Below are 22,563 nucleotides of genomic sequence, written 5' to 3' on the forward strand. Positions count from 1 at the left end.
CGGGTCCCCGCGTCAAGCGACAGGGGCGGTGGCGCGTGCGCCACCGCCCCTGTCGGACCGGATATCGGACCGGGTATACGGTCAGTTCTTCTTCGACGCGTCGACCGGTCCGGCGACCTCGGCATGATCGACGACGTCCAGTGCGTCTCCCGCCGCGACCGGCTGCTCGGCCGGGGCGACCGCGATGCCGCTCTTGGCGCGCCGGCCGCGCCGCTCGATCCAGGTGGCCAGGGCGGACAGCGCCATACACAGGGCCACGTAGATGACACCGACGACGATGATCACCGGGACGTACGGGTAGTCGTCGTTGACGACCGTGTTGCCCGCCACCTGCTGGGCCTTGTACAGCAGCTCCTCGTACGTGATCACGTAGCCGAGCGAGGTGTCCTTCAAGGTGACCACCAGCTGGCTGATGATGGTCGGCAGCATCGCGCGGACACCCTGCGGGATCAGGACCGTCACCATGACCTGGGTCTTGCGCATACCCAGGGCGTAGGCGGCCTCACGCTGCCCCTTGGGCACCGAGTTGATGCCCGCTCGCAACACCTCGGCCTGCACCGAGCCGTTGTAGACGGTCAGGCCGATGACGAGTGCCCAGAATTCCGTCTGGGTGCCCTCGAATCCCAGCTCCGACTTGTAGGTGAGGAAGAGCACCCACAGGGCGTAGATGGTGATCAGCAGCGGGACGGCCCGGAACAGCTCGATGAATCCGGTCGTGAACAGGCGGACCCACTTGTGGTCCGAGAGCCGGCCGACGGCCAGCAACGCGCCGAGCGCCAGCGACAGCACCGCGGCCACCGCGAACACCTGGAGGGTGGTCAGCAGGCCGTCGACGATGTCGTTGCGGACACCCGCGTAGTTGAAGATGTCCCACATCTCCGGCGCGAACTGGCCCTTGTCGTTCAGTCGCACGATGACGAAGACGATCAGGCCGATCACGGCGAGAGTGCCGATGACCGAGTAGACGCGGTTGCGTATACGGGCCTTGGGACCGGGTGCGTCGTACAGGACGCTCGCGCTCATCGGGTCACCTCCATGCGGCGCTCCAGAATTCGGAAGATCCCGCTGATGGAGAAGGTGATGAGCAGGTAGCAGAGCGAGATCCACAGGAAGGTCCAGCCGATCGCGTACCCCTTGTCGCTCAGCAGCTTCGAGACGCTGAACAGCTCGGTGTTGCTGAAGGCGCCCGCGATGGCGGAGTTCTTGGTGAGCGCGATGAATATGCTGCTCAGCGGCGGGATCACGGTCCGGGTGGCCTGCGGAAGGACGATCATCCGCAGGGTCTGGAAGAACGTCATCCCCAGGCTCCGGGCCGCCTCGGCCTGCCCGATCGGCACGGTGCCGATGCCGGAGCGCACGGCCTCGCAGATGAACGTCGAGGTGTAGCAGCCCAGCGCCCCCACGGCGAGCTTGTACGGGCTCGTCCCGGGGAAGAGGATCTGGGGGATCACGAAGAACGCGATCAGGAACAGCAGGGTCAGCGGGGTGTTGCGCAGCAGGGTGACCCAGGCGGTACCGACGGCACGCAGCGGCGGAATGGGGGACACCCTGAAGCCGGCCATGACAATGCCGAGGATGAGGGCGATCACCGCGCTGGCCGCGGTCAGCGACAGGGTACCGAGGAACCCGTCGCGGAACTCGGGAAAGAAATCGAAGAGTAGGTTCATCTGTTCTCCGCGCTAGCGGTCAGGTCAGCGCGACGGATCGCACCGGCTTCAGGGCGTTCGGGGAGAACCGGCTCAGTAGCGCGGCAGGGGCGTCTTCGGGGCGACGTAGGCGGAGCCGGACTTGCCGAGCGTGCCCTCGTACGCCTTCTTGTAGTCGCCGTTCTTGATGTGCTTCTCGAGCGCGTCGCTGATCGCGTCGCGCAGCGCCTTGTCGTCCTTGTTCATGCCGACGCCGTAGGGCTCCTCGGTGAACGGCTTGCCGACGACCTTGAGCTTGCTCGGGCGCTGGGCCGCGTAACCCTTGAGGATCGCGTCATCGGTGGTGACCGCGTCCACCTGGCCGTCCAGCAGCTGCTTGACGCACAGCGAGTACTTGCCGAGCTCGGTGGTCTTGGCGCCGTACTTCGCCTTCTTGATCTCCTGCAGCGGAGTGGAGCCGACGATCGAACAGACCTTCTTGCCCTTGACGGCGTCCGGGCCGGTGATGTCCTTGTCGTCCTTGCGCACCAGCAGGTCCGCGCCGGCCACGTAGTACGGGCCCGCGAAGCCGACCTGCTTCTTGCGCTCGTCGTTGATGGTGTAGGTGCCGACGTAGTAGTCGACCTGGCCCTTGGAGATGGAGGTCTCGCGGACGTTGGAGTCGACCGTCTTGAACTCGATCTGGTCCTCGGAGAAGCCCAGGTCGGCGGCGACCATCTTGGCGATCTCGACGTCGAAGCCGGAGCGCTTGCCGGTGGTGTCCTCGAAGCCGAGGTAGGGCTGGTCGGCCTTGGCGCCGATGATGAGCTTGCCGCGCTTCTGGGCCGCCTTGAGGGTCGGCGAGTCCAGCTTCACGTCCTTGGCGACGGTGTACTTGCCGCTGACGACCTCGCCGCCCTTGGGCTTGTCGCCGGCGGTCCCTTCCTTGCCACCGCAGGCAGCGGTCGCCGCCAGAGCCAGAACCACCGAAGCCGCTGCGGCCGTCTTACGAATTCTCATCGTGCATCCCTCAAGTTTTGTTGTGCGTGTGTGAAGACGTGGGTGAGCCGTGCGGGGCTCAGTGGTGAAGCCAGGGGTGGGCTTGGGAACCCGGGGGTGGGCCTCAGTGGTGAAGGATCTTCGACAGGAAGTCCTTGGCCCGGTCGCTGCGGGGGTTGTTGAAGAACTCCTCCGGCTCGGCCTCTTCGACGATCCGGCCGTCGGCCATGAAGACCACCCGGTTCGCCGCGGAGCGGGCGAAGCCCATCTCGTGGGTGACGACGACCATCGTCATACCGTCCCGGGCGAGCTGCTGCATGACGTCCAGCACCTCATTGATCATCTCCGGGTCGAGCGCGGAGGTCGGCTCGTCGAACAGGATCGCCTTCGGGTCCATGGCCAGCGCCCGGGCGATGGCCACGCGCTGCTGCTGACCGCCGGACATCTGCGCGGGGTACTTGTCCGCCTGCTTGCCCACGCCCACTCGGTCGAGCAGCGTGCGGGCCTTCTCCTCGGCGGTCTTCTTGTCAGTCTTGCGCACCTTCAGCTGGCCCAGCATCACGTTCTCGAGCACGGTCTTGTGCGCGAAAAGGTTGAACGACTGGAAGACCATGCCGACGTCGGCACGCAGCCGGGCGAGCTCCTTGCCCTCTTGAGGCAGTGGCTTGCCGTCGATCGTGATGGTGCCGGAGTCGATCGTCTCCAGGCGGTTGATGGCGCGGCAGAGGGTCGACTTGCCGGACCCGGAAGGGCCGATCACAACGACCACTTCGCCCCGTGCGACGTTCAGGTTGATGTCCTGGAGCACATGCAGCGCGCCGAAGTGCTTGTTGACTCCTGACAGCGCAACCAACGCGTCCGCAACCGGAGTTGCGTCCTTGGTCACCGGTACTTCGCTCATTCGGCGTTTCGCTCCGTCCTCCTCGGTTGGGAGGACCTTAGGGGGCCGCCGAGACCAGCGTCATTACATCTGAGCGGAAATTGAGGATAACGATCCGGCAGCGGGGCGACACTCTGTGTGAACGAGGTCCGGGGCTGTCGTACCGGCTACGTAACGGAAACCTAAGTGTGACTAGATGCGTCTTGACTGGCACGTGCCGTCTGGGCGTGGATGCCCTGTGGCCATGTTCGCGAAACACATGCGCCACTCAGTGGAAAGGTGGTGGAGGGGTCGGTGAGACTGCTGCTCGTCGAGGACGACAACCATGTCGCCGCGGCTCTGTCCGCGGTGCTCGCGAGGCACGGTTTCGAAGTCACGCACGCCAGAAGCGGTGAGGAAGCGCTGAGAGCGCTGCTGCCCGACTCGGGGCCGCCGTTCGGCGTCGTGCTCCTCGACCTCGGGCTGCCGGACCAGGACGGCTTCCAGGTGTGTGGCCGTATCCGCAAGCGGACCACCACTCCCGTGATCATGGTGACCGCGCGGGCGGATGTAAGATCCCGCATCCATGGTCTCCACCTCGGTGCCGACGACTATGTGGTCAAACCCTACGACACCATGGAGCTGCTCGCCCGGATCCACGCTGTGAGTCGGCGCACGCTTCCGGCCGACCCGGCCCCGAGCGCCGAGGAGGGTGCCGACAGCCGGAACGCCCCCCTGCGCATAGGCCCCGTCACCCTCGATCTGGCCACCAGGCAGGTCGCGGTGGACGGCGCGACCGTCTCGCTCACCCGTAAGGAGTTCGACTTGCTCGCGCTGCTCGCCCAGCGCCCCGGCGTGGTGTTCCGCCGCGAACAGATCATCAGTGAGGTGTGGCGCACCAGTTGGGAAGGGACCGGGCGCACCCTTGAGGTGCATATCGCCTCGCTCCGTTCCAAACTGCGCATGCCCGCGCTGATCGAGACGGTCCGGGGCGTCGGGTACCGCCTGGTGTCACCGGCGAACTGAGGAACCGCGAGACTTCTCCCCGTGCGCACCCGACTTCTCCCGCTCCTCATCGTCCTCATGGCCGGCGTGCTGCTCGCGCTCGGCTTCCCGCTCGCGGGCAGCGTGGCCGCCCGCGAGCAGCAGCGCGTGGTCGTCGACCGGATCGACGACACCGCGCGGTTCGCCGCGCTCGCCCAGTTCGTCACGGCCGGGCCGGCCGCCGCCACCACCGCGGAGGACGACGAACGGCTGAGCACCCTGAGGGCCGAACTCCGGCGCTACCACGACCTGTACGGCATCCGGGCCGGTGTCTACTACCGGAACGGCAGGCCCATGGCCCAGGCGCCGGGCGACTGGCGGCTCCCCGAGACCGGCGACGGGGCCGAGGCGTTCGACGAGGCCCTTCAGGGCCGCCGCAGCCACGATCCGGACCAGGTCTGGCCCTGGCAACAGGGCCGGCTCACCGTCGCCTCCCCCGTGGTGCGCGACGGCGACGTGGTGGCCGTCGTGGTCACGGACTCGCCCACCCCACAGATGCGGTCGCGCATCCTGCACGGCTGGCTGGTGATCGCCGCGGGGGAGGCGGCCGCGATGCTCCTGGCGGTCGGGGCGGCCTTCCGGCTCACCGGTTGGGTGCTGCGCCCCGTACGCATCCTCGACACGGCCACCCACGGCATCGCCACCGGGCGCATGCAGTCCCGCGTCGCGGCTGCCTCCGGGCCACCGGAGCTGCGCCGCCTGGCCCGCTCGTTCAACGAGATGGCCGACAACGTCGAGGAAGTCCTCGAACAGCAGCGGGCCTTCGTCGCCGACGCCTCCCACCAGCTGCGCAACCCGCTGTCCGCGCTGCTGCTGCGCATCGAGCTGCTGGCCCTCGACCTGCCCGAGGGGCATGAGGAGATCGCCTCGGTGCGCACCGAGGGCAAGCGCCTCGCCCAGGTCCTGGACGACCTCCTCGACCTGGCCCTGGCCGAGCACTCCACCACCGACCTCAAGTTCACCGATATCGCCGAGCTGGCCACCGACCGGGTCGGCGCCTGGCTGCCGGTCGCTGAGCGCGAGGGCGTCCGCCTCTCCTACGAGGGCCCGGCGGCCGTGGCCGGCTGGGCCGACCCGGTGGCGCTGTCCAGCGCGCTGGACGCGGTCGTGGACAACGCCGTGAAGTTCACGCCGGCGGGTGCGGAGGTGGTCGTCTCCGCCCAGCCCGACGGGGACACGGTCGCCATCGTCGTCGCCGACGGCGGCCCCGGGCTCACCGAGGACGAGCTCGCGCGCGTAGGCGACCGCTTCTGGCGCAGCGGCCGCCACCAGAACATCAACGGTTCCGGGCTGGGGCTGTCGATCTCCCGGGCGCTGCTCGCGGCGGGCGGCGGCTCCATCGCGTATGCCCCCAACGAGCCGTGCGGGCTGCGTGTGACCATCACCGTGCCGCGCACGGGGCCGCATTAGGGGGCGTATCAAGGGTGCCGGGTGCGGGCGGTGGGCCCTGTGGCCGGCCCTACAGCTTGGGGCCCTACGGCTTGACCGAGCGGTAGTAGCGCTCCGCGCCCGTGTGGAGTTCCAGCGGGTCGGTGAAGATCGCGGTGCGCAGGTCCACCTTCTGCGCCGCGTGCACCTTGGAGCCGATGCGGTCCCGGTTCTTGATCACGGTCCGGGTGACGGCCTCCGCGAGCGCGGGGTCCACCCGGTCCGTGGTGACCAGGAGGTTGGGCACCGCGATCGTCTTGATGGCGTCCCGCTGGTGCATGTCCTCGTACGCGTCGGCGGGCACCGACGCCGCCCGGTAGTAGCGGGTCACCCCGCCCTGGTTGTGCAGCGGGCCGATGAGGTCGCCGAGCTGGACCAGCCGGATCGGATAGTCGTGGACCAGGGTGCGCACGGCGGTCGTCGGCAGCCCGCCGGACCAGAAGAACGCGTCCAGCTTCTTGGCCTTCAGCAGGCCCGGCATCCGGTCGATGCCCTCCCGCACGGCCTTGACGTCCTTGCCCATGTCGAGCCCGGCGGCCTTGAGCAACGACTTGGCGATCAGCTGTACGCCCGAGTCGTCCTCGCCGACGCCGACCCGCAGCCCCTTGAGGTCCCGGGCGGACTGCACCCGGGAGCCCTTGGGCACCACCAGTTGCATGTAGTCGTCGTACAGCCGAGCGCAGGCGCGCAGCCGATCGGCGCCCTTCCCGCCCTGTTCGCGGTAGGCGGCGACCGCGTCGGTGGCGGCGATGGCGAATGTGGCGCGGCCCTCGGCGAGCCGCCGGACGTTGTCCGGGGACCCCTTGGTGCGCTGCAGCGTCACATCCAGGTCGGGGAGGTCCCGGGAGAGGTCGCGGCGCAGCATCTTGCCGTAGGTTTCGTACACGCCGGTGGGTACGCCGGTCGCGAAGGTCACCCGACCCTGGGGCGATTCGTCGCCCCCGAACGGCAGCAGCCACCACAGGAGCAGAGCGAGCGCGACGGCTCCGGCGGCGGCGGACTGCAGCGCGCGGCGCCGGCCGAGGCGCGGAAGACGGACGGCCATGAGCAGGATCATGACAGTCCTCGCGGCCTGTTGGGGAGTCGGGGGCCGTCGGGGCCGTACGGGCGGCCTTCGTCATTCGGCACAGTGGCCTGATCGCGGCCCCTTACCCTGGATGGGTGAGCAGCAGTGAGGTAGCCGGTTTGAAGACCTACGAGGTGCGCACCTACGGGTGCCAGATGAACGTCCACGACTCCGAGCGGCTCTCCGGCCTCTTGGAGGACGCCGGCTATGTCCGTGCGCCCGAGGGCGTGGGCGGGGCCGAGGGCGACGAGGCCTTCGCCGACGTCGTCGTGTTCAACACCTGCGCGGTGCGGGAGAACGCCGACAACAGGCTGTACGGCAACCTCGGCCGGCTCGCGCCGATCAAGGCCAGGCGCCCCGGTATGCAGATCGCGGTCGGCGGATGCCTGGCCCAGAAGGACCGCGACACGATCGTCAAGAAGGCCCCCTGGGTCGACGTGGTCTTCGGCACCCACAACATCGGCAGCCTGCCGGTGCTGCTCGAGCGCGCCCGGATCCAGGAAGAGGCCCAGGTCGAGATCGCCGAATCCCTGGAAGCCTTCCCGTCCACCCTGCCGACGCGGCGCGAGTCGGCGTACGCGGCGTGGGTCTCCATCTCCGTCGGCTGCAACAACACCTGCACCTTCTGCATCGTCCCGGCGCTGCGCGGCAAGGAGAAGGACCGCCGTCCGGGCGACATCCTCGCCGAGGTGGAGGCGCTGGTCGCCGAGGGCGTCAGCGAGATCACCCTGCTGGGCCAGAACGTGAACGCGTACGGGTCCGACATCGGCGACCGCGAGGCGTTCAGCAAGCTGCTGCGGGCCTGTGGGAATGTGTGCGGCCTGGAGCGCGTCCGCTTCACCTCGCCGCACCCCCGCGACTTCACGGACGACGTCATCGCCGCCATGGCCGAGACCGAGAACGTGATGCCCCAGCTGCACATGCCGCTCCAGTCCGGCTCCGACACCGTGCTGAAGGCGATGCGCCGCTCCTACCGGCAGGAGCGCTACCTCGGGATCATCGAGAAGGTGCGCGCCGCCATGCCGGACGCCGCGATCTCGACCGACATCATCGTCGGCTTCCCCGGCGAGACCGACGCCGACTTCGAGCAGACGCTGCACGTGGTGCGCGAGGCGCGCTTCACACAGGCGTTCACCTTCCAGTACTCCAAGCGGCCCGGCACGCCCGCCGCCGAGATGGACGGGCAGGTGCCGAAGGCCGTCGTGCAGGAGCGCTACGAGCGGCTGGTCGCCCTCCAGGAGGAGATCTCCTGGGAGGAGAACAAGAAGCAGGTCGGCCGGACCGTGGAGGTGCTGGTCGCCGAGGGCGAGGGCCGCAAGGACGGCGCCACCCACCGGCTGTCCGGCCGCGCCCCCGACAACCGCCTCGTCCATTTCGCGCGGCCCGAGGAGAGCGTCCGTCCGGGCGACGTCGTGACGGTGGACATCACCTACGCCGCACCTCACCACCTGCTCGCCGAGGGCCCGGCCAGGGGCGTGCGGCGCACCCGCTCGGGTGACGCGTGGGAGCGGCGCACCGCGGCCGAGGAGAAGAAGCCCGCGGGTGTGATGCTGGGCCTGCCGACCGTCGGCGCCCCGCCGCCGGTGGCCGCGCCCGCCGCGGGCTGCGGCTGCGACTGAGCGCGTGACCGGGGACGGTGCGGCGACGTGGTGGGGCCTGCTCGTGGAGGACTACCTCCAGATCATGGGCCCGGGCGCCAGGAACCACTCGATCACCCCGCTGGCGCACGTCAGAGGGACCCGGGAAGAGGCCCTGCAGACGCTGCGCGAGCGCGCGCTGCGCTATGAGCCACGGCACCCGGCCAACCCGTACCGGAAGCTGGTGTACCGCGACGGGGACGTCTTCCTGATGGTCCTGGAGGCCGCGACGGGCAACTACTGCTACCGGTTCCGGGCGGCCGAGCTGCTGTGGGACTCGGCGCCCCGGCCCGAGCCCGCCGGATAGGCTGGCGATCATGCTGATCGCCGCCGCTGTCTGTCCCTGCCCGCCGCTCCTGGTGCCCGAGGTCGCAGCCGGGGCGGCCGGTGAGCTGGACGAGCTGCGCGCGGCGTGCCTGGACGCGGTCGGTGTGCTGGCCGCGGCCCGGCCCGAGCGGCTGATCGTCGTCGGGCCCGCGGAGCGCGACGGGCGGGGCCCGCACCCCCGGGGCACGCCCGGGTCCTTCCGGGGCTTCGGGGTGGATCTCGACGTACGGCTCGGGGGCTGGGGCGAGGCCGCGGCCGAGGCCTCGGAGCGGACGCTGCCGCCTTCGCTGGCCGTGGCCGCGTGGCTGCTGGAGCGCGCGAGGTGGCAGGCGGCGCCGGTCGAAGGGCTGGGCGTGGGGGAACCTCTGGCGTCGGAGCGGTGTAGAGAAGTCGGAAGGGAATTGGCGGCGCAGGCCGAGCGGGTCGCGCTGCTGGTGATGGGCGACGGCAGCGCGTGCCGCTCGCTGAAGGCTCCGGGCTATCTCGACGAGCGCGCGGCCGGCTTCGACGCGGATGTGGCGCGGGCGCTGGGCGCGGCGGACGTCGGCGCGCTCGCCGCGCTGGACGAGGAGTTGGCGGCGGAGCTGAAGGCGGCGGGCCGGGCGCCGTTGCAGGTGCTCGCGGGCGCGGGCGAGGGGGCCGCGCTGAAGGGGGAGTTGCGGTATGAGGGAGCGCCGTACGGCGTGGGGTATTTCGTCGCGATGTGGTCCTAGCGCCTCGAGATCGCGACGTGGTCGCGGCGCGTCGGGATCGCGGCGTGGTCGCAGCGCATCGGGATCACGATCTGGTCGTAGCGCTTTGAGACGCGACCCCGGCGGCCGCGGGGGCGGGCGCGCGTCCGGGCCCGGGAGGGGCGGCCGGCGGCGGGCCGGGAGTGAAAACGGTTGCGGCCGCGGAGCGGCGGCTCCGCGGCCGTTCACCGGCGGGGCTCAGGTGCTGGGCCGACGGTGGCCTTTGGCCTTGTCCTGGCCCTCCTGTGGGTGGGAGAAGCGGCCGAGAGCGTTCTTGGCCTTGTCCGCACCGGTCTCGAGCTTGTTTCGGTACTTGCCCTTCGTCTTGCTGTCGACCGTCTTGACGGCCTTGTCCAGGCCTCGCTCGATCTTCTCTTCGTGCTGTTGTGTGAAGCCGACGGCCTTGTCCTTCATGACTCCGGCCTTGGCCTTGAGGTTGTCCAGCACGCTCATGGGCCACCTTCCCTCGGTCAATGGCTATGTGCGGGCGCTCTCGCCGGTTTCGCTGTCCGCGCCGCCGGAAGGCTTCCGCACGGTCTTCTGCGCGGCGTCCGGCGCCGTCTCCTGTTCAGGATGGCGTACGCCCTCCCGAGCGGCATCGGCTTCCTGCTTGGACTGCTGCTTCGGAATACCGATGCCGTCGCCCGGCGGGGCCTCTGCCTCACCGTGCCCCCGCGCCGTTTCGTCAGCCTGGTCGGCCGTCGCTCCGGCTGCCGGGGTGTCGGCCCGGGCCTGCTCGGTTGACGCCTCGGGCGGTCGGCTCGCCTCCTTGGAAGCTCGGCGAAACCAATCAAAAACACCCATATGCTTCTCCATACCCTACTCGTGCGGGCGATATCGCGTGCCGCTCAGGCAACGAGACCGGAAGTGCTCCGTCACGTCGCTCGTTCGAGTAGGCCGCCTGGGATTTGCGAGACTGGTCCGGTGAATACCGCAGGCCCTCCACACCGCGTCATCGCCGTCGTCGGCCCCACCGCGGCCGGAAAGTCCGACCTGGGCGTCGCCATCGCCCGCCACCTCGACGGCGAGGTGGTCAACGCGGACTCCATGCAGCTCTACCGGGGCATGGACATCGGCACCGCCAAGCTGACCGAGAAGGAGCGGCAAGGGGTGCCGCACCGGCTGCTGGACATCTGGGACGTCACCGAGACGGCCAGCGTCGCCGAGTACCAACGGCTGGCGCGTGCCGAGATCGACCGGCTGCTCGCGGAGGGCCGCACCCCCGTCCTGGTCGGCGGCTCGGGGCTGTACATCCGGGGGGCGATCGACGCCCTCGAGTTCCCCGGTACGGACCCCGTCGTCCGGGCCCGGCTGGAGGCCGAGCTGGCGGAGCTCGGCTCGGGGCTGCTGCACGCCCGGCTCGCCGCCGCCGACCCGGAGGCGGCCCGCGCGATCCTGCCCAGCAACGGCCGGCGGGTGGTCCGGGCGCTCGAGGTCATCGAGATCACCGGCCGTCCCTTCACCGCCAATCTGCCGGGCCATGAGGCCGTCTACGACACCCTGCAGATCGGCGTCGACGTCGAGCGGCCCGAGCTGGACGAGCGCATCGCCCGGCGCGTGGACCGCATGTGGGAGGCCGGGCTCGTGGACGAGGTACGGCGGCTGGAGGGCATCGGGCTGCGCGCCGGGCGCACCGCCTCCCGCGCGCTCGGCTATCAGCAGGTGCTCTCCGCGCTGGCCGGGGAGTACGGCGAGGAGCAGGCGCGCGCCGAGACCGTACGGGCCACCAAACGGTTCGCGCGCCGCCAGGACTCCTGGTTCCGCCGCGACCCGCGCGTCCACTGGCTCAGCGGCGCGGTCGCCCGCCGCGAAGCGCTTCTGCCGGACGCGCTGGCGTTGGTCGACCGGGCGGTCACAGCCTGATCACGTGATGGCATCGGGACGCTCCGTGTGCCATACCGGCCCCTACGGGCATGCCATCATCGAGCTCCGATCGTGGTGTTGTTCAGGAGTTGGGAGGGCGGGTGGCGATGGAGGCCGGCCCTCGCGACGTATCGCGTCAGTCGCCCCACAGCGATCCCGGACCGCTCACCTCTGACGGTCCGGACCTCAGCTCCGATGGTCCCGACCTCAGCTCCGACGGTCCGGACGACGACGTGGTCTCCGGCGAGCCCGGAGCCTCGGTCATCGATGACGGCGCCGAGGGCCTGCCCGCCGCAGGTGAGTCCTTCAGCGAGCTTCGCCCGCCGCGTCGGCTGCGGATCTGGCAGATCGCGCCGATCGTGGGCCTCGCCATCCTGGGCTCCCTGATGTTCGCCTTCCCGCTCGCCTTCGAATTCGGCGACGGCGGGGCGGTGGTCGCCATGCTCGGCCTGCTGCTCAGCTGCTGCGCCGCCGGGTGGGGGCTGATGGCCGCCCGCCGCGTGGGCTACACCTGGCCGGGGCTGCCGCCCCGGGGCTCCGGGCGCCGCCCCGACTGGCGGTTCGTCGTGCTGTACGTGGTGATCGTGGCGCTGCTGGCAGCCCTCACCTTCTGGCGCGTGGCCCGCCTCCGCTGAGCCCCGCAGACAGTGATCCCCGCCGGTGGCGGAGCCCGGTCCGGGCGGTTGTCCTGGGCGCCCCGTACGATCGAGGGATGAGCGACGCGCCCCGCCTGGCCTTTCTCAAGGGCCACGGCACCGAGAACGACTTCGTCATCGTCCCCGACCCGGACGGACGGTTCGAGCTGTCCCCGGCCGCCGTCGCCCGGATCTGCGACCGTCGGGCCGGCGTCGGCGGTGACGGGCTGATCCGCGTCGTACGGTCCTCGGCGCACCCCGAGGCGCGGGGCATGGCCGACGAGGCCGAGTGGTTCATGGACTACCGCAACAGCGACGGCAGCGTCGCCGAGATGTGCGGCAACGGCGTCCGCGTCTTCGCCCGCTATCTGGAGCGGGCGGGGCTCGTCGAGGCAGGCGATCTCGCGGTCGCCACCCGGGCCGGAGTGCGCCGCATCCACATCGCCAAGGACGACCTCATCGCCAAGGACGACCTCATCGCCAAGGACGACCTCGGCGGCGCGGACGCCCCCGGTGGGGCGATCACCGTCCAGATGGGCAAGGCCGCGCTGCCCGAGCCCGGCCCCGAGGGCGCGGTCACGGTCGCCGTCGGCGAGCACAGCTGGCCCGCCCGCCACGTCGACATGGGCAACCCGCACGCGGTCGCGTTCGTCGACGACCTCGACCAGGCGGGGCGCCTGTTCGACGCGCCCGCCGTCACCCCTGCTTCGGCGTATCCGCACGGCACCAACGTCGAGTTCGTGGTCGACCGAGGCCCGCGGCATGTGGCGATGCGGGTGCATGAGCGCGGCTCGGGCGAGACCCGTTCCTGCGGCACCGGCGCCTGCGCGGTGATGGTGGCCACGGCCCGGCGGGACGGCGCCGACCCCGCTGCCGACGGCCACCCCGTCACGTATACCGTGGATGTCCCCGGCGGCCGTCTGGTGATCAGTGAGCTTCCGGACGGAACGGTCGAGATGACCGGCCCGGCCGTGATCGTCGCCGAGGGCGAGCTCGACCCCGCATGGCTGGACACGGCCCTCGCCTGACAGTTCACCCCAATGGGTGATCCATTTCACTCTGGGCGAGAGCCGGTCGGCCGTGCGTGATGGGCTCGGTAGCATCAAGCACCGGCCCAGGGGGAGTGCCCACGCCGGTTGACGCTCGACGCCGCCGGAGGTGCCCATGAGCGCAGAGGCCACCGACCATGCCGTTCTCGGCCGCAGGCGCGGGCTCCCGCGCATCGACCTGCGTAATCTCCGCAGGTTCAGCCGGGCCGCCCTGTTGGGCTCGCCCGCCCGCGGCCGCCTGCCGGACGCGATCGAGCATGTGGCCAAGGTGCACCGGGCCCACCACCCCGGTGCCGATCTCGACGTACTGCGCAAGGCGTATGTGCTCGCCGAGTCCTCGCACCGCGGCCAGATGCGCAAGAGCGGCGAGCCGTACATCACCCATCCGCTCGCCGTCACCCTCATCCTCGCCGAACTGGGCGCCGAGACCACGACCTTGACGGCGTCGCTCCTCCACGACACGGTCGAGGACACGGACGTGACGCTGGATCAGGTGGGCGAGCAGTTCGGCGAGGAGGTCCGCTATCTCGTCGACGGCGTCACCAAGTTGGAGAAGGTCGACTACGGCGCGGCGGCCGAGCCGGAGACCTTCCGCAAGATGCTGGTCGCCACCGGCAACGACGTGCGCGTGATGTCCATCAAGCTCGCCGACCGCCTGCACAACATGCGCACCCTGGGCGTGATGCGCCCGGAGAAACAGGCCCGCATCGCGAAGGTCACCCGCGATGTGCTGATTCCGCTCGCCGAGCGGCTGGGCGTGCAGGCCCTCAAGACCGAGCTGGAGGACCTGGTCTTCGCCATCCTCCACCCCGCGGAGTACGCCCGCACCCGCGAGCTCCTGCTGGAGCACGCGGGCCGCCCGGACCCGCTCGCCCGCGCCGCCGAGGACGTGCGCGGCGTGCTGCACGAGGCGGGCATCGCCGCCGAAGTCCTCGTCCGGCCGAGGCACTTCGTATCCGTCCACCGGGCCGGCATCAAGCGCGGCGAGCTGACCGGCTCCGACCTCGGCCGGCTGCTCGTCCTCGTCTCGGAGGACGCCGACTGTTACGCGGTCCTCGGCGAGCTGCACACCTGCTTCACCCCGGTCATCTCGGAGTTCAAGGACTTCATCGCCGTCCCCAAGTTCAACCTGTACCAGTCGCTGCACACGGCCGTGGCCGGGCGCGACGGCGAGGTCGCCGAAGTCCTCATCCGCACCCACCAGATGCACCTGGTCGCCGAGGCCGGAGTGATCGCACTCGGCAATCCGTACGCGACCAACGCGCCGAACGCGCCGGTGGAGGCCGCCGACGCCTTCGACGGTGAGCGCGCCGACCCCACCCGCCCCGGCTGGCTGTCGCGGCTGCTGGCCTGGCAGAGCGCCACCCCCGACCCCGACACCTTCTGGTCCTCGCTGCGCGCCGAGCTCGCCCAGGACCGGGAGGTCACCGTCTTCCGGTCCGACGGCGGCACGCTGGGCCTGCCCGCGGGCGCGAGCTGCGTGGACGCCGCGTACGCCCAGTACGGCGAGGCCGCCCACGACTGCATCGGGGCCAGGGTCAACGGCCGTATCGCGACGCTGAGCACGGTGCTGCGCGACGGCGACATGCTCCAGCTGCTCATGGCACGCGACACCAGGGACGCCGCCTCCTCAGGGCCCTCGCCCGAATGGCTCGACCACGCCCGTACGCCTGCCGCGCGCATCGCCATCAGCCACTGGCTGGCCGCCAATCCGGAGCGCCGGCAGCCCCCGTCGGACCCCGCCCCGGACCCGGCCCCCGCCGAGTACCAGGCCGGAGCCGGTGCGCCCGGTGGGGCCGAGGACCGGGCGGCGGCTGCCCCGGGCGTGGCCGCGGACCTGCCCGGCGCGGCCGTACGGCTGGCGGGCTGCTGCACCCCCGTGCCCCCGGACGCCGTCATCGGCTTCGCGGTGCGCGGCAGGACCGTCACCGTCCACCGCGAGCAGTGCCCCGCGGTGTCCCGTATGACGGCGACCGGGCGCGGCACGGTCGGGGTGCGCTGGCTGGACGAGGAGGGGGGCGACGGGGGCGACTACCGCGTGACCCTCCTGGCCGAGGCGTTCAGCAGACCGCGCTTGCTGGCCGACCTCACCGAGGCCATCGCCGCCGAAGGGGTGGCCGTGGTCTCGGCCGCTGTCGAGCCGCCCCGCGAACAGCGCGTCCGCCATACGTACACGCTTCAGCTGCCCGACCCGGGCCGACTGCCGACGCTGATGCGCGCCATGCGCGATGTGCCAGGCGTCTACGACGTGACGCGGGCGGGCCGCAGCATGGCGGTGGCCCGGTCCTGAACCCCGGTCGGTGCCTCTGGGCCTCTTCGGTCCCTTCGCCCTTTGGTGCCGAATCGGGGCCAAACCCGTCGCCGCACCCCATTCGGGTGGACTTGGGCTGTGCCGTCGGCCGCTTTTGTCCGGGCGTTGATAGCCGTAGGTCATGCTGTCTTCCCCGAGGGGCCGCCCCTCGTCAGCCCGGCGCGCGGGGCGGCGCAGGACCGCCGCCGCGGCCGCCGCGATCACCGCCGCCCTCGTCGTGGCCTGCCCGTCCTCCGCCGCGGGGCGGGTGTCCGCCGCGGAGCCGCCGCCCCCGGTTCCCCGGGGCATCGGCGACCGGCTCTTCCCGGATCTCGGCAACCCCGGCTACGACGTCACGGCCTATGACATCGCCTTCCGTTACCACGGCAACGACCGGGCGCTGGACGCCGTCACCACCCTCGACGCCCGCGCCACCGCCCCGCTGCGCACCTTCAACCTCGACTTCACGCACGGCACCGTGCGCTCGGTGCGGGTCGACGGCAGGCCCGCCCGGTTCACCGGCGCGGGGGAAGACCTGGTCATCACCCCCGCCCGGCCCGTGCGCAGCGGCGCCTCCTTCCGGGTCATGCTTGAACACACCAGCGATCCGAGCGGCAACAGCGGCGGCTGGATCCGCACCCACGACGGGCTCGCGATGGCCAACCAGGCCGACGCCGCCCACCGCGTCTTCCCCTGCAACGACCACCCCTCCGACAAGGCGCGCTTCACGTTCAGCGTCACCGCCCCCAAGCACCTCACGGTCGTCGCGAACGGGAAGCCCCTGGGGCGCAGCCGCGAGGGGGACGACGTCACCTGGCGATACCGCCTCGCCCACCCCATGGCCACCGAACTGGCGCAGATCTCCATCGGCCGTTCGGCCGTGCTGCACCGCACCGGCCCCGGTGGGCTGCCGGTGCGCGATGTCGTGCCCGCGGCGGACAGCACGCGCCTGGCCAAGTGGTCGGCGCGCACACCGGGACAGCTGGAGTGGATGGAGAAGCAGGTCGGCCCGTACCCCTTCGAGACGTACGGCGTGCTGATCGCCAAGGCCACGACGGGCTTCGAGCTGGAGACCCAGACGCTCTCCCTCTTTGAGAGAGGGCTGTTCACCACCTCGGGACTGCCGTCGTGGTACATCGAGTCGATCATGGTGCATGAGCTGGCGCACCAGTGGTTCGGCGACAGCGTCAGCCCGCGCCGCTGGTCCGACCTGTGGCTCAACGAGGGCCATGCCACCTGGTACGAGGCGCTCTACGGGGACGAGCGCGGGAAGATGCCGCTCGACAAGCGGATGCGTCTTTCCTACGGGCAGTCCGACGCCTGGCGCGCGTCCGGGGGCCCGCCCGCCGCGCCCCTGCCGTCCGACCCCGACCACCAGATCGGCATCTTCCGCCCGATCGTCTACGACGGCAGCGCCCTGGTCCTGTACGCGCTGCGGCAGCGGATCGGGCGGGCGGCGTTCGAGCGGCTGGAGCGGCGGTGGGTGCACAAGTACCGCGACGGCGTGGCCTCGACCGCCGACTTCGTCCGGCTGGCGTCGGAGGTGGCGGGCCGCGATCTGACCGGTTTCCTGCGGCCGTGGCTGTACGGGAGGACGACGCCGAAGATGCCGGGGCACCCCGACTGGAGGCCCGACGTCAGATCCTCGGGGAGGGCCATGGCGAAGGCCGACGGAAAGGCGGACCGCCGGGCGTACGAATACGCCGGGAAACCCGGGTGACGGCCTGGCCGCCGCGTGCGACCATCGACAGGTCGGCGCCGCGGCCGGCGGCCGGGAATCCTCCGGGTCCGCCATGCGTTGTCGACTGTGACGGTACTCAACGACGTAAGGATCGATTTGACCCACTCCTCTTCCCTTCCGCAGGACCGGCAGCGCATCGCCTTCGCCGAGAGCCTTCGGGCCGACGCCCTGATGGAAGAGGACGTCGCCTGGAGTCACGAGATCGACCAGGAGCGTGATGGCGATCAGTACGACCGCTCCGAGCGAGCCGCGCTGCGGCGCGTCGTGGGCCTGTCCACCGAGCTGGAGGACGTCACCGAGGTCGAGTACCGGCAGCTGCGCCTGGAGCGCGTGGTGCTGGTCGGCGTCTGGACCTCCGGCACCGTGCAGGACGCGGAGAACTCACTGTCGGAGCTGGCCGCGCTCGCGGAGACCGCTGGCGCCGTCGTGCTCGACGGGGTCATCCAGCGGCGCGACAAGCCGGATCCGGCCACGTACATCGGCTCCGGCAAGGCCCAGGAGCTGCGCGACGTTGTGATCGAGTCCGGTGCCGACACCGTCGTATGCGACGGTGAGCTGAGCCCCGGCCAGCTGATCCACCTGGAGGACGTCGTCAAGGTCAAGGTGGTGGACCGCACCGCCCTGATCCTCGACATCTTCGCCCAGCACGCCAAGTCCCGCGAAGGCAAGGCGCAGGTCTCCCTGGCCCAGATGCAGTACATGCTGCCGAGGCTGCGCGGCTGGGGCCAGTCGCTGTCCCGGCAGATGGGTGGCGGTGGCTCCGGAGCGGCGGGCGGCGGCGGTATGGCCACCCGCGGTCCCGGTGAGACCAAGATCGAGACCGACCGGCGCCGCATCCGCGAGAAGATGGCGAAGATGCGCCGGGAGATCGCGGAGATGAAGACCGGCCGCGATATCAAGCGGCAGGAGCGCAAGCGCCACAAGGTGCCCTCGGTCGCCATCGCCGGATACACCAACGCGGGGAAGTCCTCGCTGCTCAACCGGCTGACCGGTGCGGGCGTCCTGGTGGAGAACGCGCTGTTCGCCACCCTGGACCCGACCGTGCGCCGGGCCGAGACGCCAAGCGGGCGGCTGTACACCCTCGCGGACACCGTCGGCTTTGTGCGGCATCTGCCGCACCATCTGGTCGAGGCGTTCCGCTCCACCATGGAGGAGGTCGGCGACGCCGATCTGATCGTCCATGTGGTGGACGGCTCGCATCCGATGCCGGAGGAGCAGTTGGCCGCCGTGCGCGAGGTGATCCGCGATGTGGGCGCGGTCGATGTGCCCGAGATCGTGGTGATCAACAAGGCGGATATGGCGGACCCGCTGGTGCTGCAGCGGCTGCTGCGCATCGAGAAGCGCGCCCTCGTGGTGTCGGCCCGTACGGGGCAGGGCATCGACGAGCTGCTGGGGCTGATTGACGACGAGCTGCCGCGGCCTCAGGTCGAGATCGAGGCGCTGGTGCCGTACACCCAGGGCAAGCTGGTCGCGCGCGCGCATGCCGAGGGCGAGGTGATCTCCGAGGAGCACACCCCGGAGGGCACGCTGCTCAAGGCACGGGTGCACGAGGAGCTTGCCGCAGAGCTGCGGCGGTATGTGCCCGCCGGCTCCGCGCAGGGCTGATCCCCCACCCCTTCCACGACGAAGGCCCGCCTCCGGGATACCGGGGGCGGGCCTTCGCCGTCTGGTCTGTAGCTGTACGAACGCGGCGGGATGAACGTGGCGGCTTCCGTAAGAGACGTGGCGGCCGGTGCCGACCGCCACGTCCCTCCGTTCGGCCTGCCGGTTCTACTGGTTGGCGAACTTCTTGCTGACCGCGTTGTAGACGGCCTTCGCCTCAGGGCCGAGGTGCGGACCCGCCAGCCAGGTGGCGGTGGTCGGGCCGATCGAGGTGTTCGACACCAGCGCCGGCTTGCCGTCCGAGCCGGTCGCGACCCAGCCACCGCCGGACGAACCCGCGGTCATCGTGCAACCGATGCGGTACATCGTCGGCTGCTTGGCGTCGAGCGAGAGCCTGCCCGGCTTGTCCGAGCACTGGTTCATCTTCTGGCCGTCGAACGGCGGCGCGGCGGGGTAGCCCGTGGCCGTGATCTTGCTGATGGACTTCACCGCGGGGGCGTTGAAGTCGACCGGCAGCGCGCCGCCGACCGTCTCCTCGAGCGACTTGCCGCCGCTGTTCTCCGGCTTCACATGCAGCACCGCGAAGTCGTACGGGGCGCCCTTGCCGCCGATGGCCGCGCCGTTGTCGATCCACTGCGAGGAGGTCTGCGCCCAGTCGGCCCACCAGACGCCCTTCGGCGCCAGCTGCTCCTTGGTGGCGTTCTCCAGCTCGTCGACCGACTTGCCGGCGTCGTTGTACGAGGGGACGAACATCAGGTTCTTGTACCAGCCGCCGCCCTTCCCCGCGTGGACGCAGTGGCCCGCCGTCCACACCAGGTTGGACTTGCCCGGGTGCGCCGGGTCCTGCACGACGGTGGCGGAGCAGACCATCGAGCCCTCGGGGCCGTCGAAGAAGACCTTGCCCGCGTCGGGGACGTTGGCGCTGTAGGGGCTCGCGACCTCCTTGGCCGCGACCGGCTGGGGGTCGGGGTCTGTGACGCCCTGGTCGCCCGAGATGTCGTTGTCGTCGACCGGGGTGTCAGGCTCCTGGGCCTCCTTCATCCGGTCGGGCTTCCAGAGGTCCTTGATGATCGGGTTGATGAAGTCGCCGGCCTCACGCAGCCAGTCGTCCTTGTCCCACTTGTTCCAGGCGCCGTTCTTCCACTTGTCCAGGTCGACCCCGAGCTCCTTCAACTTGTCGTTGAGGTTGTCGGGAAGAGTGATGTCCCCTGCGCTCTGCGACGACGCGGCACTCGGCTCGGACCCCGCGTTGTCGTCCGAGGGGCCGCACGCCGTGGCGGTCAGCGCCAGCACCGAGGCGATCGCCGCGGCGGCCAGCACGGGGGAGCTGCTGCGGGCGCGCAGCGCCCTCCACCTGGACCCTGGACGCGAGGCTGGCTGGCGATTGGATGGCATGGGCGGAACTCCCCCTGATGTTCTGGGCTGCTCTGAGTGCTGCTGTGAAATTGTCATGCACCGCCCCGATTAGGGGACGGCCCCCACTATGCCGGTGCCGCCTACGACGGCCACAGCCGGGTCCTTGGTTCCCGGCCGCACGGATCTGCCGGTTGCCCGTGATCCCGCGCCCCGCGCGTCGTTGGTACGTGCGGGGGACAGCCGAAAGGCGTTCAGCAGCAGGAGGACCGACAGCCGTGCCCGCACCCGATATGCCGCACTCCCCCCGGGAACACCACCCACACCTCCCGTCGGCACCGCAGACCGCTGCCGGGGCCCATGGCAAGGAAGCCCATGGCGAGGAGGCCCACGAGGGTGGCGCCGAGGTGGCGGCCGTCCCACGGCAGGGCCGCCGCGCCGACGGTGTTCACGAAGGTGCCCACGACACCGCCCCGGACGATGCCCTGGACCACCCCGACCCCTGGGCCGCGGCGGACGCCTGCGCCACCGAGAACCTGCTGCGCTGCTGGGTGCGCGAGAGCGGTGCGGCGCCCCCCGCCGCCGGTACTTGGCGCATCCCGCTCCCCGCCGCCGGCACCGCCCTGCTGGTGCCCGTGCGCCACTGGTCCGCCACCGGATGGCACCGCTTCGGCCCGCCCGCGCTCGACGGCGATGCCCCGGACGCGCCCGCCCTCGACGCGGTCACCCTCGCGGCCCTCCTCGGCCGGGAGGCGGCCTACGGCCCCGAGCGGATCAGCTCCCCGGCACCGGTCACCGAACTCGTCGGCCGGGTCGCGGACTCCGTGCGACACACCGCCCAATTCCTGTCCGCCCGACGGGCCATGCCCGCCGACCCCGCGACGGACACCCCCTTTCTGACCGCCGAACAGTCCCTTCTCCTGGGTCACCCCCTCCATCCCACCCCTAAGAGCCGCGAAGGGCTCTCCGAGGCCGAGTCGCCTGTCTTCTCACCGGAGTCGCGTGGCTCCTTTCCCCTGCACTGGTTCGCCGTCGATCAGTCCGTCTTGTCCCGCGACTCGGCCTGGACCGAACGCGGCCGGACCGTGCCCGCCGAACGGCTCGCCCTCTCGCTCGCGGGCCCGGACCTCGAACGGCCGCCCGGCACCGTGCCATTGCCGCTGCACCCCTGGCAGGCCCGGGAGATCCGGTACCGCCCGGAGGTCACCGCGCTCTTCGATGCGGGGCTGCTGCACGACCTGGGACCGGCCGGCGAGCACTGGCACCCCACCTCCTCCATCCGCACCGTCTACCGGACCGGCGCACCCGCGATGCTCAAGCTGTCGCTCGCCCTGCGGATCACCAACTCCCGCCGGGAGAACCTGCGCAAGGAGCTGTGGCGCGGCGTCGAGGTGCACCGACTCCTGCGCAGCGGACTCTCCGGGCAGTGGCGGGCGGCCTGCCCGGGGCGCCCCGGCTTCGACATCGTCCGCGACCCCGCCTGGCTCGCGGTCGACAGCCCCGACGGCACCCCGATCAGCGGACTCGATGTCGTCGTCCGGCACAACCCGTTCGGCCCGGGCGACGAGGCCGTATGCCTGGCCGGCCTCACCGCGCTCCGCCCCTGGTCGGACCGGCGAGCGATGTGCTCACGGCTGGCCCGGATCGTCGCCCGGATCGCCGCCCGCACCGGCCACCGCCCGGCGACCGTCAGCACCGAGTGGTTTCTGCGCTATCTGCACACCGTCGTACGGCCCGTGCTCTGGCTGGACGGCGAGGCAGGTATCGCACTGGAGGCACACCATCAGAACACCTTGGTACTGCTCGACCCCGACGGCTGGCCGGCCGGCGGCCGCTATCGCGACAACCAGGGGTACTACTTCCGTGAGTCCCGATGCGCCGAACTCCAGCGGCGACTGCCCGAGATCGGTGCCCACAGCGGCACCTTCGTCTCCGACGAGGTCGCCGACGAACGGTTCGCCTACTACCTCGGCGTCAACAACGTCCTCGGTCTGGTCGGGGCGTTCGGCTCCCAGCGGCTCGCTGATGAGCGCCTTCTGCTTGCCGCGTTCCGCCGCTTCCTCGCCGAGGCCGCGTCCGGCCCCGCGAAGATCCGCTCGACACTGCCCGCCAGGCTCCTGGAGGCGCCCACCCTGCGCTGCAAGGCCAACCTGCTCACCCGGCTGCGCGGCCTGGACGAACTCGTGGGACCGGTGGACACCCAGTCCGTCTATGTCACCATCGCCAACCCCCTTTTCCGCTCGGTGACGCCTGTGACGCCCGCGACGTCCACAACGTCCATGGCGTGACTCCCTGGCATGACATCCCTGGCGTG

General features: G+C 70.8%; 20 protein-coding genes. 12 read left to right on the forward strand and 8 right to left on the reverse strand.

Annotated elements, in window-relative coordinates:
- Positions 1-81: 81 nt before the first annotated feature.
- The 4 genes from ACWDSL_RS06995 to ACWDSL_RS07010 form a co-directional block, all read right to left on the reverse strand.
- Positions 82-1,023: an amino acid ABC transporter permease gene (locus ACWDSL_RS06995; RefSeq protein ID WP_450482497.1), complete on the reverse strand. Its 942-nt coding sequence runs from the start codon at positions 1,021-1,023 to the stop codon at positions 82-84.
- Entirely contained in the window at positions 1,020-1,667 is a 648-nt protein-coding gene (locus tag ACWDSL_RS07000) for an amino acid ABC transporter permease (protein ID WP_450482499.1), read from the reverse strand. Before ACWDSL_RS07000 ends, ACWDSL_RS06995 begins: the two co-directional genes overlap by 4 nt.
- Positions 1,668-1,739: 72 nt before the next feature.
- Positions 1,740-2,645: a glutamate ABC transporter substrate-binding protein gene (locus tag ACWDSL_RS07005; protein WP_450482501.1), complete on the reverse strand. Its 906-nt coding sequence runs from the start codon at positions 2,643-2,645 to the stop codon at positions 1,740-1,742.
- A 103-nt stretch (positions 2,646-2,748) separates the two neighbouring features.
- Positions 2,749-3,525 (reverse strand): amino acid ABC transporter ATP-binding protein, encoded by a 777-nt coding sequence (locus tag ACWDSL_RS07010; RefSeq protein WP_450482503.1) that lies wholly within the window; start codon positions 3,523-3,525, stop codon positions 2,749-2,751.
- Between the two features lie 273 nt (positions 3,526-3,798).
- Between ACWDSL_RS07010 and ACWDSL_RS07015 the strand changes: the two genes are divergently transcribed.
- Positions 3,799-4,509, forward strand: coding sequence for a response regulator transcription factor (locus tag ACWDSL_RS07015; protein WP_450482505.1), 711 nt, complete (start codon positions 3,799-3,801; stop codon positions 4,507-4,509).
- 21 nt (positions 4,510-4,530) lie between these two features.
- Positions 4,531-5,937 carry an ATP-binding protein gene (locus ACWDSL_RS07020; protein WP_450482507.1) on the forward strand — a complete coding sequence of 469 codons (1,407 nt, stop codon included), beginning with the start codon at positions 4,531-4,533 and terminating at the stop codon, positions 5,935-5,937.
- A 64-nt stretch (positions 5,938-6,001) separates the two neighbouring features.
- Here the strand turns inward: ACWDSL_RS07020 and ACWDSL_RS07025 are convergent, their stop codons facing one another.
- Complete coding sequence (locus tag ACWDSL_RS07025) at positions 6,002-7,000, reverse strand: TAXI family TRAP transporter solute-binding subunit (RefSeq protein ID WP_450482509.1); 999 nt, start codon at positions 6,998-7,000, stop codon at positions 6,002-6,004.
- A 116-nt stretch (positions 7,001-7,116) separates the two neighbouring features.
- Between ACWDSL_RS07025 and miaB the strand changes: the two genes are divergently transcribed.
- The 3 genes from miaB to ACWDSL_RS07040 are packed head-to-tail and all read left to right on the forward strand — an operon-like array spanning position 7,117 to position 9,698.
- Positions 7,117-8,640, forward strand: coding sequence for a tRNA (N6-isopentenyl adenosine(37)-C2)-methylthiotransferase MiaB (gene miaB, locus ACWDSL_RS07030; protein WP_450482511.1), 1,524 nt, complete (start codon positions 7,117-7,119; stop codon positions 8,638-8,640).
- Between the two features lie 4 nt (positions 8,641-8,644).
- Complete coding sequence (locus ACWDSL_RS07035) at positions 8,645-8,965, forward strand: hypothetical protein (RefSeq protein ID WP_450482512.1); 321 nt, start codon at positions 8,645-8,647, stop codon at positions 8,963-8,965.
- A gap of 10 nt (positions 8,966-8,975) precedes the next feature.
- The gene (locus tag ACWDSL_RS07040) at positions 8,976-9,698 is read left to right on the forward strand and encodes a class III extradiol dioxygenase subunit B-like domain-containing protein (protein ID WP_450482514.1); all 723 of its coding nucleotides are present in this window, start codon (positions 8,976-8,978) and stop codon (positions 9,696-9,698) included.
- Between the two features lie 216 nt (positions 9,699-9,914).
- Here the strand turns inward: ACWDSL_RS07040 and ACWDSL_RS07045 are convergent, their stop codons facing one another.
- Both ACWDSL_RS07045 and ACWDSL_RS07050 read right to left on the reverse strand, forming a co-directional pair.
- Positions 9,915-10,169 (reverse strand): antitoxin, encoded by a 255-nt coding sequence (locus ACWDSL_RS07045; protein WP_450482516.1) that lies wholly within the window; start codon positions 10,167-10,169, stop codon positions 9,915-9,917.
- Between the two features lie 24 nt (positions 10,170-10,193).
- Positions 10,194-10,532 carry a hypothetical protein gene (locus ACWDSL_RS07050; protein ID WP_450482518.1) on the reverse strand — a complete coding sequence of 113 codons (339 nt, stop codon included), beginning with the start codon at positions 10,530-10,532 and terminating at the stop codon, positions 10,194-10,196.
- A gap of 108 nt (positions 10,533-10,640) precedes the next feature.
- Here ACWDSL_RS07050 and miaA point away from each other — a divergent pair, with 108 nt between their 5' ends.
- The 6 genes from miaA (at position 10,641) to hflX (ending at position 18,899) form a co-directional block, all read left to right on the forward strand.
- Positions 10,641-11,579 carry a tRNA (adenosine(37)-N6)-dimethylallyltransferase MiaA gene (gene miaA / locus ACWDSL_RS07055; protein WP_450482520.1) on the forward strand — a complete coding sequence of 313 codons (939 nt, stop codon included), beginning with the start codon at positions 10,641-10,643 and terminating at the stop codon, positions 11,577-11,579.
- 107 nt (positions 11,580-11,686) lie between these two features.
- Positions 11,687-12,214, forward strand: a complete 528-nt coding sequence (locus ACWDSL_RS07060; RefSeq protein WP_450482522.1) for a hypothetical protein — start codon at positions 11,687-11,689, stop codon at positions 12,212-12,214.
- Between the two features lie 77 nt (positions 12,215-12,291).
- On the forward strand, positions 12,292-13,242 hold the full coding sequence (dapF, locus tag ACWDSL_RS07065) for a diaminopimelate epimerase (RefSeq protein WP_450482524.1): 951 nt from the start codon (positions 12,292-12,294) through the stop codon (positions 13,240-13,242).
- A gap of 136 nt (positions 13,243-13,378) precedes the next feature.
- Positions 13,379-15,553, forward strand: coding sequence for a RelA/SpoT family protein (locus ACWDSL_RS07070; protein WP_450482525.1), 2,175 nt, complete (start codon positions 13,379-13,381; stop codon positions 15,551-15,553).
- Between the two features lie 142 nt (positions 15,554-15,695).
- Entirely contained in the window at positions 15,696-17,273 is a 1,578-nt protein-coding gene (locus ACWDSL_RS07075; RefSeq protein WP_450482527.1) for a M1 family metallopeptidase, read from the forward strand.
- 117 nt (positions 17,274-17,390) lie between these two features.
- Positions 17,391-18,899: a GTPase HflX gene (gene hflX / locus ACWDSL_RS07080; RefSeq protein WP_450482529.1), complete on the forward strand. Its 1,509-nt coding sequence runs from the start codon at positions 17,391-17,393 to the stop codon at positions 18,897-18,899.
- Between the two features lie 165 nt (positions 18,900-19,064).
- On the opposite strand, the gene ACWDSL_RS07085 is transcribed toward hflX, so the two are convergent.
- A complete protein-coding gene (locus tag ACWDSL_RS07085; RefSeq protein ID WP_450482531.1) occupies positions 19,065-20,291 on the reverse strand; it encodes a trypsin-like serine peptidase in 1,227 nt (408 codons plus the stop codon).
- A 236-nt stretch (positions 20,292-20,527) separates the two neighbouring features.
- Between ACWDSL_RS07085 and ACWDSL_RS07090 the strand changes: the two genes are divergently transcribed.
- Positions 20,528-22,537: an IucA/IucC family protein gene (locus ACWDSL_RS07090; protein ID WP_450482533.1), complete on the forward strand. Its 2,010-nt coding sequence runs from the start codon at positions 20,528-20,530 to the stop codon at positions 22,535-22,537.
- Positions 22,538-22,563 lie beyond the last annotated feature (26 nt).

Source organism: Streptomyces sp. NPDC000941 (assembly GCF_053599555.1).

Bases quoted from the DNA above. Each gene is read 5' to 3' on its own strand.
- ACWDSL_RS07010 (WP_450482503.1), bottom strand. From the start codon at position 3,525: ATGAGCGAAGTACCGGTGACCAAGGACGCAACTCCGGTTGCGGACGCG.
- ACWDSL_RS06995 (WP_450482497.1), bottom strand. From the start codon at position 1,023: ATGAGCGCGAGCGTCCTGTACGACGCACCCGGTCCCAAGGCCCGTATA.
- ACWDSL_RS07005 (WP_450482501.1), bottom strand. From the start codon at position 2,645: ATGAGAATTCGTAAGACGGCCGCAGCGGCTTCGGTGGTTCTGGCTCTG.
- ACWDSL_RS07040 (WP_450482514.1), top strand. From the start codon at position 8,976: ATGCTGATCGCCGCCGCTGTCTGTCCCTGCCCGCCGCTCCTGGTGCCC.
- ACWDSL_RS07050 (WP_450482518.1), bottom strand. From the start codon at position 10,532: ATGGAGAAGCATATGGGTGTTTTTGATTGGTTTCGCCGAGCTTCCAAG.
- ACWDSL_RS07085 (WP_450482531.1), bottom strand. From the start codon at position 20,291: ATGCCATCCAATCGCCAGCCAGCCTCGCGTCCAGGGTCCAGGTGGAGG.
- ACWDSL_RS07075 (WP_450482527.1), top strand. From the start codon at position 15,696: ATGCTGTCTTCCCCGAGGGGCCGCCCCTCGTCAGCCCGGCGCGCGGGG.
- dapF (WP_450482524.1), top strand. From the start codon at position 12,292: ATGAGCGACGCGCCCCGCCTGGCCTTTCTCAAGGGCCACGGCACCGAG.
- ACWDSL_RS07000 (WP_450482499.1), bottom strand. From the start codon at position 1,667: ATGAACCTACTCTTCGATTTCTTTCCCGAGTTCCGCGACGGGTTCCTC.
- ACWDSL_RS07070 (WP_450482525.1), top strand. From the start codon at position 13,379: ATGAGCGCAGAGGCCACCGACCATGCCGTTCTCGGCCGCAGGCGCGGG.
- ACWDSL_RS07045 (WP_450482516.1), bottom strand. From the start codon at position 10,169: ATGAGCGTGCTGGACAACCTCAAGGCCAAGGCCGGAGTCATGAAGGAC.
- ACWDSL_RS07025 (WP_450482509.1), bottom strand. From the start codon at position 7,000: ATGGCCGTCCGTCTTCCGCGCCTCGGCCGGCGCCGCGCGCTGCAGTCC.
- ACWDSL_RS07060 (WP_450482522.1), top strand. From the start codon at position 11,687: ATGGAGGCCGGCCCTCGCGACGTATCGCGTCAGTCGCCCCACAGCGAT.